9 protein-coding genes are annotated in these 16,464 nt (G+C 69.1%); 8 read left to right on the top strand and 1 reads right to left on the bottom strand.

Annotation, left to right across the window (positions count from 1 at the left end; genetic code table 11):
* Positions 1 to 3 precede the first annotated feature (3 nt).
* From kdpA to ACFW9O_RS12010, 4 genes are all read left to right on the top strand, one after another.
* Positions 4 to 1,668, top strand: coding sequence for a potassium-transporting ATPase subunit KdpA (kdpA, locus tag ACFW9O_RS12025; protein WP_384607924.1), 1,665 nt, complete (start codon positions 4 to 6; stop codon positions 1,666 to 1,668).
* The gene (gene kdpB, locus ACFW9O_RS12020) at positions 1,665 to 3,773 is read left to right on the top strand and encodes a potassium-transporting ATPase subunit KdpB (RefSeq protein ID WP_384607921.1); all 2,109 of its coding nucleotides are present in this window, start codon (positions 1,665 to 1,667) and stop codon (positions 3,771 to 3,773) included. Before kdpA ends, kdpB begins: the two co-directional genes overlap by 4 nt.
* 6 nt (positions 3,774 to 3,779) lie before the next feature.
* A complete protein-coding gene (locus ACFW9O_RS12015; RefSeq protein ID WP_384607919.1) occupies positions 3,780 to 4,460 on the top strand; it encodes a potassium-transporting ATPase subunit C in 681 nt (226 codons plus the stop codon).
* 163 nt (positions 4,461 to 4,623) lie between these two features.
* Positions 4,624 to 7,260 carry a DUF4118 domain-containing protein gene (locus tag ACFW9O_RS12010; RefSeq protein ID WP_384607917.1) on the top strand — a complete coding sequence of 879 codons (2,637 nt, stop codon included), beginning with the start codon at positions 4,624 to 4,626 and terminating at the stop codon, positions 7,258 to 7,260.
* Here ACFW9O_RS12010 and ACFW9O_RS12005 read toward each other — a convergent pair.
* The gene (locus tag ACFW9O_RS12005; RefSeq protein WP_384607914.1) at positions 7,193 to 9,148 is read right to left on the bottom strand and encodes an amino acid transporter; all 1,956 of its coding nucleotides are present in this window, start codon (positions 9,146 to 9,148) and stop codon (positions 7,193 to 7,195) included. The two genes, ACFW9O_RS12010 and ACFW9O_RS12005, sit on opposite strands and share 68 nt — an antisense overlap.
* A gap of 409 nt (positions 9,149 to 9,557) precedes the next feature.
* On the opposite strand from ACFW9O_RS12005, the gene ACFW9O_RS12000 reads away from it, so the two are divergent.
* The 4 genes from ACFW9O_RS12000 (at position 9,558) to ACFW9O_RS11985 (ending at position 16,273) form a co-directional block, all read left to right on the top strand.
* Complete coding sequence (locus ACFW9O_RS12000; RefSeq protein WP_384607911.1) at positions 9,558 to 10,094, top strand: hypothetical protein; 537 nt, start codon at positions 9,558 to 9,560, stop codon at positions 10,092 to 10,094.
* A 636-nt stretch (positions 10,095 to 10,730) separates the two neighbouring features.
* Positions 10,731 to 11,684 (top strand): hypothetical protein, encoded by a 954-nt coding sequence (locus tag ACFW9O_RS11995; protein WP_384607909.1) that lies wholly within the window; start codon positions 10,731 to 10,733, stop codon positions 11,682 to 11,684.
* Between the two features lie 235 nt (positions 11,685 to 11,919).
* The gene (locus ACFW9O_RS11990; RefSeq protein WP_351176598.1) at positions 11,920 to 12,888 is read left to right on the top strand and encodes a sugar phosphate isomerase/epimerase; all 969 of its coding nucleotides are present in this window, start codon (positions 11,920 to 11,922) and stop codon (positions 12,886 to 12,888) included.
* Positions 12,889 to 12,973: 85 nt separating this feature from the next.
* On the top strand, positions 12,974 to 16,273 hold the full coding sequence (locus ACFW9O_RS11985) for a PQQ-dependent sugar dehydrogenase (RefSeq protein WP_384607906.1): 3,300 nt from the start codon (positions 12,974 to 12,976) through the stop codon (positions 16,271 to 16,273).
* The last annotated feature ends 191 nt before the right edge of the window (positions 16,274 to 16,464 follow it).

Raw genomic sequence — 16,464 nt, 5'->3', positions numbered from 1 at the left:
GCTATGAGTCCCCAGACCGCTGGTGTGCTCCAGCTCCTCGCCCTGATCGCCGCCCTCGCGCTCGCGTACCGTCCGCTGGGCGACTACATGGCCAGGGTCTACTCCTCCGAGAAGCACTACGGACCGGAGAAGTGGATATACAAGGCCATCGGTGCCAATCCTGCCGCCGAGATGAGGTGGCCCGCCTACCTGCGGGGCGTGCTCGCCTTCTCGGCGGTGAGTGTTCTCTTCCTGTACCTCCTGCAACGGGTACAGGGCTCGCTGCCCGGCTCGCTCGGCTTCTCCTCCATCGACCCGGACCAGGCGTTCAACACGGCCGCGTCGTTCGTGGCCAACACCAACTGGCAGTCGTACTACGGCGAGCAGGCCATGGGCCACGTCGTTCAGACCGGCGGCCTCGCGGTGCAGAACTTCCTCTCCGCCGCCGTCGGCATGGCCGTCGCGGTGGCGCTCGTCCGGGGCTTCGCACGGGCACGTACCGGTGAACTCGGCAACTTCTGGGCCGATCTGGTGCGCGGCACGGTCCGCATCCTGGTGCCGATCTCTGTGATCGGTGCGCTCGTCCTGGTCGCCTGCGGTGCCATCCAGAACTTCTCCGGCATCCACGAGGTCGGCCAGTTCATGGGCGGCACGCAGGAGTGGAACGGTGGCGCGGTCGCGTCCCAGGAGGCCATCAAGGAGCTGGGCACCAACGGCGGCGGCTACTTCAACGCCAACTCCGCCCACCCCTTCGAGAACCCCAACCCGCTCTCCAACCTGTTCGAGATCTTCCTCATCCTGCTGATCCCGTTCGCACTGACCCGCACCTTCGGCCGGATGGTCGGCTCGATCAGGCAGGGGTACGCGATCCTCGGCACGATGGCCACCATCTGGCTCGGCTTCACGGCGCTGATGATGTGGACCGAGTTCGCCCACCACGGACCCGCGTTCGATATCGCGGGCGGGGCCATGGAGGGCAAGGAGACCCGCTTCGGGATCGCCGGCTCCTCGATCTTCGCGGTGGCCACCACGCTGACCTCGACCGGTGCGGTGAACTCCTTCCACTCCTCCTTCACCGGCTTCGGCGGTGGCATCACGATGCTGGGCATGCAGTTGGGCGAGATCGCACCCGGTGGCGTCGGATCCGGCCTCTACGGCATGCTGATCATGGCGATCATCGCGGTGTTCATCGCGGGGCTCATGGTCGGGCGGACCCCGGAGTACCTGGGCAAGAAGATCGGCACGCGTCAGATCAAGCTCGCGGCCTGCTACATCCTCATCACCCCGGCACTCGTGCTCGGTTTCACCGCGGTGGCGATGGCTCTGCCCACGCCGGGCAACTCGATGACGAACTCCGGGGCGCACGGCTTCTCCGAGATCCTGTACGCCTACACCTCCGGGGCGAACAACAACGGCTCCGCCTTCGCGGGACTGAACGCGGACACCCAGTGGTTCAACAGCACCATCGGCATCGCGATGCTCCTCGGCCGTTTCCTCCCGATCGTCTTCGTCCTGGCCCTCGCCGGGTCGCTGGCCGAGCAGAAGCCGGTACCCGAGACCGCGGGCACACTGCGCACCGACAAACCCCTCTACACGGGTCTTCTCGTCGGCACCATCCTGATCATCACCGGTCTGACCTACTTCCCCGCCCTTGCGCTGGGTCCGCTCGCTGAAGGGCTCGCCTCATGAGCACCGTCACCCCCACTCACGCTCCGCACGGAGACCTGTCGCCGTCCGGCAACCACACGGCCGGCGAACGCGTCGGCAGCGGCCTCTTCGACCCGAAGCAGCTGCTGAAGTCCTTCCCGGACGCGGTTCGCAAGCTCGACCCGCGCGTGATGATCAAGTCGCCCGTCATGTTCGTCGTCCTGGTCGGCTCGGCGGTCACCACCGTGCTCGCGGTGCAGGACCCGACCGACTGGTTCGGCTGGGCCATCGCCGGCTGGCTCTGGCTGACCACCGTGTTCGCGAACCTCGCGGAAGCGGTGGCCGAGGGCCGGGGCAAGGCCCAGGCCGACACCTTGCGCAAGGCGAAGACCGGAACCGTCGCCCGCCGGTTGATCGGTTCCGACGAGGAGCGGGTCGCCGGAACGGAGCTGCGCATCGGGGACCTGGTGGTCTGCGAGGCCGGGGACACCGTTCCCGGCGACGGCGATGTCGTGGAAGGCGTCGCCTCCGTCGACGAATCCGCCATCACCGGAGAATCGGCCCCGGTCATCCGCGAATCCGGCGGTGACCGCAGTGCGGTGACCGGCGGTACGAAGGTGCTGTCCGACCGCGTTGTCATCAGGATCACGACGAAACCGGGCGAGACGTTCATCGACCGGATGATCAGCCTGGTGGAGGGCGCGGCCCGGCAGAAGACCCCCAACGAGATCGCCCTGAACATCCTTCTGGCGTCCCTCACCATCGTCTTCCTGCTGGCCGTGGTCACCTTGAAGCCGTTCGCCGTCTACGCGGGCGCCGACGACCAGACCTCGATGATCGTGCTCGCCGCGCTCCTCGTCTGCCTGATCCCGACCACCATCGGTGCGCTGCTCTCCGCGATCGGCATCGCCGGTATGGACCGCCTCGTCCAGCGCAACGTCCTGGCCATGTCGGGGCGCGCGGTGGAAGCGGCGGGCGACGTGTCGACCCTGCTCCTCGACAAGACGGGGACCATCACCCTGGGCAACCGGCAGGCGGCCGAATTCCTCGCGGCCGAAGGTGTGACCGAGGACGAACTCGCGGATGCCGCGCAGCTGTCCTCGCTCGCCGACGAAACCCCCGAAGGCCGGTCGATTGTCGTCCTGGCCAAGGAGAAGTACGGGCTGCGGGAACGGGACCGGGGCGAGCTGACCGATGCCGAATGGGTCGCGTTCACCGCGCAGACCCGCATGTCGGGCGTCGACCTGGACGGGCGCAAGGTCCGCAAGGGGGCGACCGGCTCCGTCGTCGCCTGGGTGAAGGAGCGGGGCGGGGTGGTCGCCGAGGACGCGCAAGCACTCACGGACGGGATTTCCCAGGCCGGTGGCACGCCGCTGCTGGTGGCTGTGGAAGACGCTCGCGGTCCGCGGATCCTCGGGGTCATCCATCTCAAGGACGTGGTGAAGGAGGGCATGCGCGAGCGGTTCGACGAGCTGCGCCGCATGGGCATCCGTACGGTCATGATCACCGGCGACAACCCGCTCACCGCGAAGGCGATCGCCGAGGAGGCGGGGGTCGACGACTTCCTGGCCGAGGCGACGCCCGAGGACAAGATGGCCCTCATCAAGCGGGAGCAAGCCGGCGGCAAGCTCGTCGCCATGACGGGTGACGGCACCAACGACGCCCCGGCCCTCGCCCAGGCGGACGTCGGTGTCGCGATGAACACCGGTACCTCGGCCGCCAAGGAGGCCGGGAACATGGTGGACCTGGACTCGAACCCCACCAAGCTCATCGAGATCGTCGCGATCGGCAAGCAGCTCCTCATCACGCGCGGCGCCCTCACCACGTTCTCCATCGCCAACGACGTCGCGAAGTACTTCGCGATCATCCCCGCCATGTTCGCCGTGGCGTACCCGTCGCTGGACAAGCTGAACATCATGGGCCTGACCTCGCCGGAGTCGGCGATCCTGTCCGCGGTCGTCTTCAACGCTCTGATCATCGTCGCCTTGGTACCGCTGGCCCTCAAGGGAGTGCGCTACCGGCCCGCGGGCGCTGACCGGATGCTGCGCCGCAACCTCGGCATCTACGGCCTCGGCGGACTGGTCGCCCCGTTCATCGGCATCAAGATCATCGACCTGCTCATCTCCCTCATCCCCGGAATCGGCTGATCCGCCATGACCAACACCTCCGTCAGCAACACCGTGCGCCTGTTCGGGGCCGGGCTGAGGGCCCTGCTCGTCCTCACCCTGGTGTGCGGGGTGATCTACCCGCTCGCCGTCACCGGTGTCGCCCAGGCCCTGTTCCACGACCGGGCGAACGGCTCCGAGATCAAGGACAGGAGCGGCAGCGTGGTCGGCTCCTCCCTCATCGGCCAGACGTACAACCTGCCGAAGCAGAACCCCGACGACGCCGAGGAGGCCGTACGACCGGATCTGAAGTGGTTCCAGCCGCGCCCCTCCAACGGTCTGGGCAGCAACAGCGTCAACACGCAGTACTCCCTGATCCTCTCCGGCGCCACCAACCGCTCCGGCGACAACGAGGACCTGGTGAAGTGGGTGACGGACGCCAAGGCGGCCGTGGTCGAGGACAACTCCACGGCCTCGTACGAGGTGAAGCCCGCTGACGTACCGGCAGACGCGGTCACCTCCTCCGGATCCGGTCTGGACCCGGGCATCTCTCCCGCGTACGCGAAGCTCCAGGTCCACCGGGTCGCGGAGAAGAACGGCCTTCCGGTCAAGGAGGTCGAGGGCCTCGTCGCCGATCACACGACGGGCAGGCTCCTGGGCTTCATGGGCGAGCCCCGGGTGAACGTCCTCGAGCTGAACACCGCGCTGCGGGACCTGGTCCAGGGCTGACGGGCCTCGGGCGAGGGAACGGAGGCCGGTGGGGTGCGACGACTCCGCACCCCACCGGCCGGACGCCGTTCCGCCGCCTACGTGACCAAGCCGTTCAGCATGAACGCGTTCACGCTTCGAACCCTGATACCGCCTCCACCACGGAAGAACGAGAAGTCACACTATGGGACGCGGAAAACTCCGGATCTACCTCGGCGCGGCGCCGGGCGTCGGCAAGACGTACGCGATGCTCTCCGAGGCGCACCGAAGGGTGGAGCGGGGTACTGATGTCGTCATCGGGTTCGTGGAGCACCACAGCCGGTCCCGCACCGAGGTGATGCTGCACGGGTTGGAGCTCGTGCCGCGCAGGCAAGTGGACTACCGGGGCGCGGTGTTCACGGAGATGGACGTCGACGCCGTGCTGGATCGCGCCCCGGCGGTCGCCCTGGTGGACGAGCTTGCCCACACCAATGTGCCCGGTTCCCGCAACGCGAAGCGCTGGCAGGACGTCGAGGAGCTCCTCAAGGCAGGGATCGACGTCGTTTCGACGGTGAACATCCAGCACCTGGAGTCGCTGGGTGACGTCGTGGAGTCCATCACCGGCGTACGGCAGCGCGAGACCGTCCCGGACGAGGTGGTGCGCCGGGCCGACCAGATCGAGCTGGTCGACATGTCGCCCCAGGCGCTGCGCCGACGGATGGCGCACGGCAACATCTACAAGCCGGACAAGATGGATGCCGCCCTGTCCAACTACTTCCGCCCCGGCAACCTCACCGCCCTGCGCGAACTGGCCCTTCTCTGGGTCGCCGACCGAGTGGACGAGTACCTGCAGCAGTACCGGGGCGAGCACGACATACGCACCACCTGGCAGGCCCGCGAACGCATCGTCGTCGGGCTGACCGGTGGGCCCGAAGGACGCACTCTCATCCGCCGCGCCGCCCGTCTCGCGGAGAAGGGCGCCGGCGGTGAGGTCCTGGCCGTCTACATCTCCGCGAGCGACGGGCTCAAGGCGGTGTCGCCCAAGGAACTGGCCGTCCAGCGCACCCTGGTCGAGGATCTCGGCGGCACCTTCCACCATGTCATCGGCGACGACGTGCCCTCGGCCCTCCTCGAATTCGCCCGAGGCATCAACGCCACCCAGATCGTCCTCGGCGTCAGCCGCCGCAAGACCTGGCAGTACGTACTCGGGCCCGGCGTCAGCGGCACCGTCGCCCGGGAGTCCGGTCCGGACCTGGACGTCCACATCGTCACCCACGACGCGGCAGCCAAGGGGCGTGGCCTGCCGATCGCCCGCAGCGCGCGGCTCGGCCGAGCCCGGATCATCTGGGGATGGCTGACCGGCGTCGTCGGGCCCGCTCTCCTCACCCTGCTGCTCAGCAGCGTCGTTCCCGAGCTCGGGCTCGCCAACGACATGCTGCTGTTCCTCACCGCCACCGTCGCCGCTGCCCTGCTGGGCGGCATGCTGCCGGCCCTCGCGTCGGCCGCGTTCGGCTCTCTGCTGCTGAACTACTTCTTCACACCGCCGTTGCACCGGCTGACCATCTCCGACCCCAAGAACATCGTCGCCATCGTGATCTTCATCGGTGTGGCTGTGTCCGTCGCCTCGGTCGTCGATCTGGCGGCTCGCCGCACCCACCAGGCGGCGCGCCTGCGCGCGGAGTCGGAGATCCTCTCCTTCCTGGCCGGGAGCATCCTGCGGGGCGAGAATTCCCTCGACGCACTGATGGAACGGCTCCGTGAGACCTTCGCCATGGAGTCCGTCGCGCTCCTGGAGCGGGCGAGCGACGTCGATCCCTGGTCCTGTGCGGCGGCTGTCGGCGTCCGCCCGGTCGGCCGCCCCGAGGACGCCGACGTCGACATACCTGTCGGAGAGAACCTGGCCCTGGTCCTTTCAGGTCGGCCGCTGCCGGCCGAGGACCGCAGGGTCCTGGGCGCCTTCGCCGCCCAGGCCGTCGTTGCACTGGACCGGCAACGTCTGGTCGGCCAGGCCGAGGAGGCGCGCAAGCTCGCCGAGAGCGACCGCTTCCGCACCGCGCTGCTCGCCGCCGTCAGCCACGACCTCCGCACCCCGCTGGCCGGCATCAAGGCGTCCGTCACCTCCCTGCGTGCCGACGACGTCGACTGGTCCGATACCGACCGCGAGGCCCTGCACGAAGGAATCGAGGAGGGCGCCGACCGGCTGGCCGCGCTGATAGGCAACCTGCTGGACATGTCCCGCCTCAACACAGGCACCGTCGTACCGCTGATCCGGGAGACGGATCTGGACGAGGTCGTCCCGATGGCACTGGGCGGGGTTCCCGAGGGCAGCGTCGAACTGGACATTCCGGAGACCTTGCCGATGGTCGCCGTGGATCGCGGCCTGCTGGAACGTGTTGTGGCCAACATCGTCGAGAACGCCGTCAAGTACAGCCCGGAGGGCATGCCCGTCCTCGTCTCGGCCAGCAGTCTGCGCGACCGGGTGGAACTACGTGTCGTCGACCGTGGTCCGGGCGTCCCCGATACGGCGAAGGGGCAGATGTTCGAACCCTTCCAGCGTCTCGGTGATGCCCCGCGAGGCGCCGGAGTCGGACTCGGCCTCGCGGTCGCGCGTGGCTTCACAGAAGCGATCCACGCCACGCTCGGCGCCGAGGACACTCCCGGAGGCGGGCTCACGATGGTCCTCTCACTGCCCAACGCCTCCCCCGACTCGCCGGCCTCGCCCCACCTGCCTTCGGAGGCGACCGCACAGGCGGATCACTTCGTCACGGAACCTCTCAGCCGACGTGGACGCGGGGGCGGCGGTTCCGGTCCGCCTCCGCCTCGCGCAGCACCTCGCGCGTGACCGGGGCGACTTCGCCCTGGCCCAGGAGGAAGAAGCGGAGGAAGTTGGCGAAGGGGTTGCCCTCGGTCCACTCGAAGTAGATGTGGGGGCGGGTGCCGGTGATGTCGCGTGCGTGGAGGAGGAGGGCCGCGAGGCCGTTGGGGACCGAGGACGACTCGATCGTGAGCACGCGGTAGCGGCCGTGGAGGACTTCGCCGCGGGCGGTCAACCCGGCTTCGAACTCGGAGGGGTCGGTGACGGTGACTTCGACGAAGACGAAGTCCTCGCTGGTGGGGAGGTCGTTGTCGGCGCGAATCTGTTCAATCTTGTCGCGGTACTCGGCGGCGTCACGGTTGTCGGGTTCGTTGGCGATGAACCGGGCTGTTCGGCGGGAGATGTCCTGGACGAATCGTTCGGCCGTCTCGTCCAGTTCGACATGCGTGACGCGCAGCTCGAAAGCGCGGCCGAGGCGGGAGAGGAGGGAGACGAGGATGATGCCGACGATGAAGCAGGCACCGATCTTCACCCCGTCCGGGCGCTCGATGACGTTGACGACCGTGGTGTAGAGGAACACGACGGAGATGACACCGAAGGCGATCGTCCAGGCGCGCTGGCCCGCCTTGCGGGCGGCGATGGTCACGGCGATGGCCGCGGAGCAGATCAGAACGAGGACACCGGTCGCGTACGCGCCACCCTGCGCGTCGACGTCCGCGTCGAAGATCCAGGTTACCAGGAAGGCGACCAGGGTGAAGACGATGACCATCGGGCGTACGGCGCGCGCCCAGTGCGGGGCCATGCCGTACTTGGGCAGGTAGCGAGGCATCAGGTTCAGCAGACCGGCCATGGCGGAAGCACCGGCGAACCACAGGATGGCGATGGTCGAGACGTCGTAGATCGTGCCGAAGGCGTTGCCGAGGTACTCGTGAGCGAGGTAGGCGAGGGCACGGCCGTTCGCCTCGCCGCCGGACTCGAACTTCTCGTGGGGGATGAGAACGGTGGTGATGAAGCTGGTGCAGATCAGAAAGACACTCATGATCAGCGCGGCCGTCGTCAGCAGCCTCTTGGTGCCCCGGATCCGTCCCGTGGGCTTCTCCTCGGTGTCGCCCGGGTCGCCCTCGACGTGCGGCATGACGGCCACACCGGTTTCGAAGCCCGACAGGCCGAGCGCGAGTTTGGGGAAGACGATCAGTGCGACGCCGATCATGGCGAAGACGTTGCCGTGTTCGGCGGTCAGGGCGGTGGACCAGTCGGTGACGACGTGGCCCTCGGTGGCCACGTGCCACAGGCCGGTGGCCACGACCACCGCGTTGAGTGCCAGATAGACGCCGACCAGGGCGACGGCCACGCCGATCGCCTCCAGGAAGCCCTTGAGGAACACCGCGCCGAGAAGCGCGATGAGGATCATCGTGATGAGCACCTGCTTGTCGTGCAGGGCCTCGGCCAGATGCGGGTTCTCCACGAGGTGGGTGGAGGCGTCCGCCGCCGACAGTGTGATGGTGATCAGGAAGTCGGTGGCCGCGAAGCCCAGCAGGGTGAGGACGAACAGCTTGCCCTTCCAGAAGGACAGCAGGCGCGACAGCATCGCGATCGAGCCCTCGCCGTGCGGGCTCTCCTCCGCCACACGCCGGTAGACGGGCAGGGCGCCCGCCAGGGTGACGATCACCAGCACGACGGTGGCGACGGGAGACAGCAGTCCGGCCGCGAGCGCGGCGATGCCGGGCTGGTAGCCGAGGGTGGAGAAGTAGTCGACACCGGTCAGGCACATCACCCGCCACCACCGCTGCCCCTTGTGGCCGGCCCCGGGCGACGACTCCACGGGCCGGGACGGCTTGCCCTTGCCCATGTCGGACAGCCCCTCGAGCATCCACGTGCGCAGTCGACCGGTGCGCGGGACATTCGTCGTGGACATGGAAAGGCTCCTGGGCTGCTGCTCGGTGAGGGGTTCCGGCCTGCGGACGGACGGCCCGGCCAGCGTAAGCAACGCCCAAATGCCCCATCGGGGCGGGCGCGTCAGGAAAGCGTCAAGATGCACCCATAATGCTTCATCGGGGCTGCCCACCGGACGAGCGCTCCGGCGCGCCGCGAGCATCGGTCACGGACACCGCGCCCATCCGCACGTCCGCCGAGGGGGCCGGCCGATCCCGTGTCGCGGCGCGGAGGCGCCGGCCGCGTCGTAATCGGCGTCGGAGTTACAGTCCGAATCTTCCCGCCCCGACCATCGGGGCCCCGTCAGCCAGGCGTCAAAGTTGGCCGCCGCGGCATAGGTGCCGCGTCAAGACGGACCGGCATCGGCCGTCCGCGGCTCTAACGTCCGTTCCATGGAGTCACGATTCGTCCGCACGCCGGAGTCCGGCGACCACATCGTCCCCGACAGCAAGTGGGCCGGGGAGGCCCGGGCCGCCGTCGGCTGCGCCGGGCTGCTGCTCGCCCTGTCGCTGACCGTGGACGCAGTGGACGCCGGCCTGACGCTGGGGAGCGCGGCGATGTGGATCGCCCTGTCCGTCGCGCTCTTCGTGATCCTGCTGCCCGCCAGGGTCGTCGCGGCCCCCGGCCGGGTGACCGTCCACGGTCTGTGGACCCGGCAGACTGTTCGCACCGACCGGCTCGCCACCGTCAGCCGGCCCGACGGGATCGAGCAGCGCCTCGTGATGAGCGACACCGACGGCGGCCGGGCCGAGATCCATCTCCGCGTGCTCCTCGCCAATCCGCCCCTGTGGCTGCTCGTGGAGGCCGGCGCCCGATTCTCGGCCGAGAACGGCACCCTGCTGAGCGGGGCGGACGCCCTCGACCGTCTCGCCCGCCGCGTCGAACGGGACACGGCCCACACGGTCTTCATGATCTCGCACCTGCACTGACTCGGTCGCCGTCCCGTGCGACGGCGGTCTGAGCCGCCAGGTCGGCGGCGACCGGCCGCGCCTCCAGCGTCGGCGGTACGGAGCCGGACTGGCGTGTCATCAGGAAACGGCCCTGGTGTCACCCGTGGACGACCGCGCGCAGTTCGATTTCGCCGTGGGGCCACGACGGAGGCGCCGGGGGATCTGCCTCCGACCGGGCGTCCGCAGGTCGTCGCATCACCCCTTTCCGAGTGCGAATACCGCGCCTCTGCCGCACCGTCACCTCCGGTGCCCCGACGGCTCCGCCCTCTCTTTCGCCTTATGCCGCACACCTTTTGATGAATCATCACAAAGTTCGAGAGATTCGTACCGAACCTCTGGACAGTCCCCCACACGGCGCCCTAATCTCTCGGCCCACCGAGACATGTGTTTCGTCCCTGTAACACAGCACCCGATCGCGTTCCCCCTCGAACGCTCTTCACCTCACGAGTCTTTCCAGGTCTCTCCCCCCATGGCCGGGCCGCCACCCGTCACGAGGCACCGCGCGACAGCCGTCACAACGGTCGTCGCCCACGCACCGTTTCAGCACCCCGTCGAAACGCGGGGAAACCGGCCGGGTCACCGACTCCGCCGTGACCGCAGCGGAAGGGAAGCGACATGAAGATTCGCACGTTCATCGCCACGGCCTCACTAGTGGCGTCCGGGAGCCTGGTGGCCTTCTCCGGCTCGGCCCAGGCCGCGCTCTACACCACCTGTGTCGGTGACGGCGGTGCCGTGACCGTCACCAACGACCTGGTCGTACCCGCCGGAAAGTCCTGCACCCTCACCGGCACGAGGGTCAAGGGCACGGTGACGGTCGAGGCCGGAGCCGACCTCGTGGCGGCGGGCGCCACCTTCAACGGCGCGGTCAACGTCGAGGAGAACGCCTATCTCGACCTCACCGACACCACCGTCAAGGGCACTCTGACCACCGACTCCGCATTCGGCGCGCATCTGGAGAAGAGCAACCTCAAGCAGGTCGACGCCACCCAGGGGTTCGTCTACGTGGTCGACTCGACGCTCGGTGGGAATGTCAGCACCGGGGCCGGCGAGCTGTACGTCTCCGGCAGCACCCTCAGCGGCTCGCTGACGGGTGACGGCAACCAGTACAGCGATGTGTACGACACCACCGTCAAGGGCGCGCTCACCGTCAACGGGAACACCCTCGGCGGCGTGTTCTGCGCCAGCGAGGTGTACGGCGCCGCGAAGTACTCGGGCAACGCCGACAACCTCCAGCTCGGCGGCGAGAGCCTGATCGGGTCCTGCGCGGGGGCCTCGTACTTCGGCGGCAACCTGGCGGTCACCGACAACACCGCGAATGCCGTGCTCGACAACGCGATCGTGCGCGGCGGGCTCACCGCGACCGGCAACGACCCGGTTCTGGTCGTGGGCGAGCTCGCTCGTATCCGTGGCGGCGTCACCGGAGAGACCGCCGCCGCCGGCTCGTCGTCCGCCCGCTCGGCAAGGGGAGCTGCGCCGCTGGACCGTGGCGTCGGCCTCGCCGAGAAGGCCGACGCGCGCGCCGCCGCGGCGCGGGCCGACGCCCACGAGGCGGGCACGTCCCGCCTCTGACGCCGAGCGGGACAGCCGGCGGCCCGCCGCCCGTCCGCCCCGCCAGGTGACCGCGGCCCGCCCCGTCGCCGTACCCCGGTCGGCGCGACACACCTTCCCACCGCCGACAAGCCACGCTCGTAGCGCTGTTGTGCCGAGTCCGTGGATCCACCGTCGCGGCGCACACCACCGGGCAGCTCCCCCGGTCGGCGCGTCCCGGCCCATGTCTCCTTCTCCTCATTCCCCAGGAGTGACCGTGAGTCATATCCGCAAGTCCTTCGACCGCAGGGACTTCCTGCGCGCCACCGTCGGCACCACCGTGGCTATAGCCGCCGCCACCGTCACCGGGGCCGCCGCCACCTCCGCCACCGCCGCGTCGAGCAGTCTCTCCATCCCCAAGGACCGCATCGGCATCCAGCTCTACAGCATCCGCGACAAGGTCAGTGCGCTCGGCTTCGGCGTCGTCCTCCCCGAGCTGGCCCGGATCGGCTACACGGAGATCGAGTTCGCCGGGTACACCCAGTCCACCTCCGTCCTGGGCCGGCAGATCACTCTCCCCGAGATCCGCAAGCTCCTCGACGACAACGGACTGCGCGCCGTCGGCAGCCACGTCGGCATCGGCAATCTGCGCAACAACCTCCAGGCCGAGCTGGACGCCGCGCAGATCCTCGGGATGCCGCACGTGGGCACGGCCAACGCGCCCTCGAACGTCAACACCGTCGCGGGCTACCGCGCTGCCGCCGACGAGTTCAACATCTGGGGTGCCGCGGCGACCGCACGGGGCCTGAAGCTCTACCAGCACAACCACGCGGGCGAGTTCGCGTTCGCCTCCGACCAGCCGTCGGTCCGGCTGTACGACGTGTTCCTCAAGAACACGGACCCGCGCCACGTCTATCTGGAGCTGGACATCTACTGGGCGTACGTGGGCCAGTACCGCTGGCCCGGATTCGACCCCGCCGCGTACGTGCGCAACCAGCCGTACCGCTATCCGCTGTTCCACATGAAGGACGGCGACGCCAACGCGGCGAACGCCAACGGCTTCGACATAGTCGAGTTCGGTGCCGGTGACCTTCCGTACGAGAGGTTCGTCCGGGACATCGGGCCGCGCGCCTCGCACGTGGGCATCTGGGAGCAGGACACCGCACCCAACACCGCGCCGAATCCGCCGGGTTCGCTCGGAGCGGCGGAGCGCAGCTTCACGGCGCTCAAGGGACTCCTCGGCTGAGAGGGCTCCGATGAAGAGGGGCGCCCCCGCGCGGAGCGCCTCCGTTTCCGCTCCTTACCGTCAGCGATCGAGGAGACGCATCATCGTGCACCGCACCCTGAGAGGCCTGATCACGGGGGTCCTGCTCGTGGCACTGCCCGCGCTGGGCGGTGTGGCCGTCGCGCCCGCCGCCCAGGCGCACCCCGGCCACGAACACGCCCTGGACTGGTCGAACTACGAGAAGGTCACCCTGACGAAGGACACCGGCGAGCCGATCGACCTCGCCGTACTGCCCGACAGCCGTGTCCTGCACACGGCCCGCAACGGCGACGTCCGGCTCACCGACCCCGGCACGGGTGTCACGAAGGTCGTCAACCACGTCGACGTGTACCAGAACTCCGAGATGGGGCTGCAGACCGTCACACTCGACCCGGACTTCGCGACCAACAAGTGGGTCTATCTGTACTACTCACCGCCGCTGAACACCCCGGCCGGGGCCGCCCCGCAGCAACTGCCGGCCGGGCAGAACGACTCGTACTGGAAGCAGTGGGAGGGGTACGACACCCTGACCCGTTTCAAGTGGACCGGTGACAGGCTCGACCTCTCCACCGCGCAGGAGATCATCCGGGTCGACGCCAACCGTGGCCAGTGCTGCCACGTCGCCGGTGACGTGGACTTCGACGGGGAGGGGAATCTCTACCTCGCGACCGGCGGCAACACCCCTGCGTCCGGCCCGAACGTCAGCGGCTACACACCGATCAACGACGCGGCGGGCTACAACCCCGGGCTCGACGAGCGCCGCGGCTCGGGCAACACCAACGACCTGCGGGGCAAGATCCTGCGGATCAACGTCCAGGAGGACGGCAGTTACACCATCCCGGAGGGAAACCTCTTCGAGCCGGGAACGGACAGGACCCGCCCCGAGATCTTCGTGATGGGCCTGCGCAACCCCTTCCGGCTGGCGGTGGACCCCGAGACCGACGCGGTGATGTGGGGCGACTACGGCCCCGACGCCGGGACCGCCGACCCGAACCGCGGCCCGATGGGATATGTGGAGTGGCAGACCACGACCAAGGCCATGAACAGCGGCTGGCCGTTCTGCACGGGTGACAACAGAAAGCCCTACCGGGACTTCGACTTCGCCACCCTCACACCCGGCCCCGCCTTCGACTGCGCGGCGCCGGTGAACGACTCCCGCTGGAACACCGGCCTGTCCGAGCTGCCCGCGGCCGTGCCGGCCACGCTCTGGTACGGCGACCGGGACACCGACCAGCCGTGGCCCGAGCTGACCGCGTTCCGCGGCCCCGGCGGTCCCGGCGGCCAGGCGCCGATGGGCGGTCCGGTCTACCACTACGACGCGGGCAACCCCTCACCCGGCAAGTTTCCGGAGTACTGGGACGGCAAGGCGTTCTTCGCGGAGTTCTCCCAGGACTACGTCGCCGCCTTCACGCTCGGCGGGCCGGACGGCCCCGTAAGCAAACTGGAGAACTTCCTCCCCAACAGCGAGCGTTCACAGAACGGCATCCCCCAGTGGGACAACCCGATGGACCTGGAGTTCGGCCCGGACGGCGCGCTCTACGTCCTCGACTACGGGGACGGCTTCTTCAGGCAGAATCCCGACGCGGGTCTCTACCGGATCGACTACGCCGAGGGCAACAAGGCCCCCACCGCTGTGATCAAGGCCGACAGGACGTCCGGCCAGGCCCCGCTGGAGGTCTCGTTCAGCGCCACGGGCTCCAGCGACCCGGAGAACGGCGACCTCACCTACCAGTGGGACCTCGACGGCGACGGCACCTTCGACGCCACCGGGCCCACGGCCGGCCGCACGTACCCGGAGAACGGGCAGTTCCAGGCGCGGCTGAAGGTCTCCGACCCGCAGGGCAAGTTCGGCCTGTCGAGCCGTCAGATCACGGTGGGCAACACGGCGCCGACGGTCCGCATCACCTCGCCGCCCGACGGCGGGTTCTTCAACTGGGGCGACGCCGTGCCGTACGGCATCGCCGTCGAGGACCCGGAGGACGGCACCACGCCGGACTGCGCCAAGGCCGCCTGGACCTTCGGCCTGGGGCACAACCAGCACGGGCACCCGGTCAACAGCGGCACCGGCTGCACGGGCGGCGTCGCCACCCCCACGGACGCGGGGCACGGTGACACCGAGAACGTGTTCGGCGTCCTCGGTATCGCCTACACCGACAAGGGCGCGGGCGGCGTTCCTGCGGCGACCGGTGACGCCCAGGTGGTGCTCAATCCGGCCGTCATGCAGGCGGAGCACTACGACTCGGCGGAGGGTGTCACGGTCGCGGACGACACCACGGCGTCCGGGCAGCGCAAGCTGACCTCCTTCGACGCGGGTGACTGGATCGCGTACGACCCGGTGTCCTTCGCCGGGATCACCGGGGTAAAGACCCGCGCCGGCGGGGCCGGCACCCTGGACTTGCGTTGGGGTGCTGCCGACGCGGAGCCGTTCGCGACGGTGTCGGTTCCGGCCGGGGACGGCTGGCAGTCCATCACCACCGCACTTCCGGACGCCCCTTCGGGCAGTGGTGAGGTCTTCGTCACGGGCTCCGGCGGTGTCGAGCTGGACTCGCTGACCTTCCTGGGCACGGGCGTCGCGGACAAGACACCGCCCAAGGTCACGGCCACGCTCAACCCGCCCCGGCCCAACGGTGACGACGGCTGGTACACCGGCAACGTGTCGCTCGCGGTCTCGGCGACCGACAACGGGACGGTCGCCAGTCGTCAGTACTCGGTCGACGGCGGGACGACGTGGCAGTCGGCCAACGCGGCCGTCACCCTGTCCAAGGAGGGGGCCACGACCGTCCGTTACCGGGCGACCGACAACGGCGGAAACGTCTCCGAGGCGGGTTCGCTCACCGTACGGATCGACCGCACCGGTCCCACGGTGACGGTGAGCGGTCTCGACGCCGGCAGCGTCCACGGGGACTCCGACCGCCCGACGCCGGTCTTCTCGGCACAGGACGCGGTGTCCGGTGTGGCCACCACGACGGCCACCCTGGACGGCGACTCCGTCGCCTCGGGTCAGGCGCTGGAGCTGTGGCGACTGCCGTTGGGGAACCATGACCTCACGGTCAGTGCCCGGGACAAGGCCGGCAACACCACCACGAGGACGGTGGCCTTCACGACCCGTACCTCGTATGCGGACATCCGCGCGCTGATCACCCGTCTGCGGGCCGACGGCCTGGTCACGGCGCAGGGACAGCAGCGGCTGAGCGTACGGCTCTCCCAGGCCGAGGCGCACGCGGACGCGGGCCGCACCAGCCAGGCGACGGCCGTTCTGGAATCGTTCGCCGGCTACACGTCCGACACCGCCCTGGTTCCGGACAGCGCGGCAGGCGCGGCCCTGGCACGGAGCGCTCGCGCCCTGAAGGGAGGCGCCACCGGCTGACGCCGGAACGGACGGAACTGCCCCGCTGTCACCGGCGGGGCAGTCCTGTACCCGAGGTCCGTGACCGGTCCCTTCCGGGAGGCGGGAGCCCCACCGGGAGAGTTCCGCCAACGGTGCGGCACCTTTCGGCGTTCTGTGAAAAAGTTGCCGAAGCCGCCCGTACCGCCCTGCGAGAACGGGCCCTGCCGGGC

This window comes from Streptomyces sp. NPDC059499, assembly GCF_042749285.1.
Lineage (GTDB): Bacteria > Actinomycetota > Actinomycetes > Streptomycetales > Streptomycetaceae > Streptomyces.
This window is presented reverse-complemented; position numbering and strand designations above follow the sequence as displayed.

What these genes read in the sequence shown, in the direction of transcription:
- kdpA (WP_384607924.1), top strand. Translation starts at nt 4, where the DNA reads ATGAGTCCCCAGACCGCTGGTGTGCTCCAGCTCCTCGCCCTGATCGCC.
- kdpB (WP_384607921.1), top strand. Translation starts at nt 1,665, where the DNA reads ATGAGCACCGTCACCCCCACTCACGCTCCGCACGGAGACCTGTCGCCG.
- ACFW9O_RS12015 (WP_384607919.1), top strand. Translation starts at nt 3,780, where the DNA reads ATGACCAACACCTCCGTCAGCAACACCGTGCGCCTGTTCGGGGCCGGG.
- ACFW9O_RS12010 (WP_384607917.1), top strand. Translation starts at nt 4,624, where the DNA reads ATGGGACGCGGAAAACTCCGGATCTACCTCGGCGCGGCGCCGGGCGTC.
- ACFW9O_RS12005 (WP_384607914.1), bottom strand. Translation starts at nt 9,148, where the DNA reads ATGTCCACGACGAATGTCCCGCGCACCGGTCGACTGCGCACGTGGATG.
- ACFW9O_RS12000 (WP_384607911.1), top strand. Translation starts at nt 9,558, where the DNA reads ATGGAGTCACGATTCGTCCGCACGCCGGAGTCCGGCGACCACATCGTC.
- ACFW9O_RS11995 (WP_384607909.1), top strand. Translation starts at nt 10,731, where the DNA reads ATGAAGATTCGCACGTTCATCGCCACGGCCTCACTAGTGGCGTCCGGG.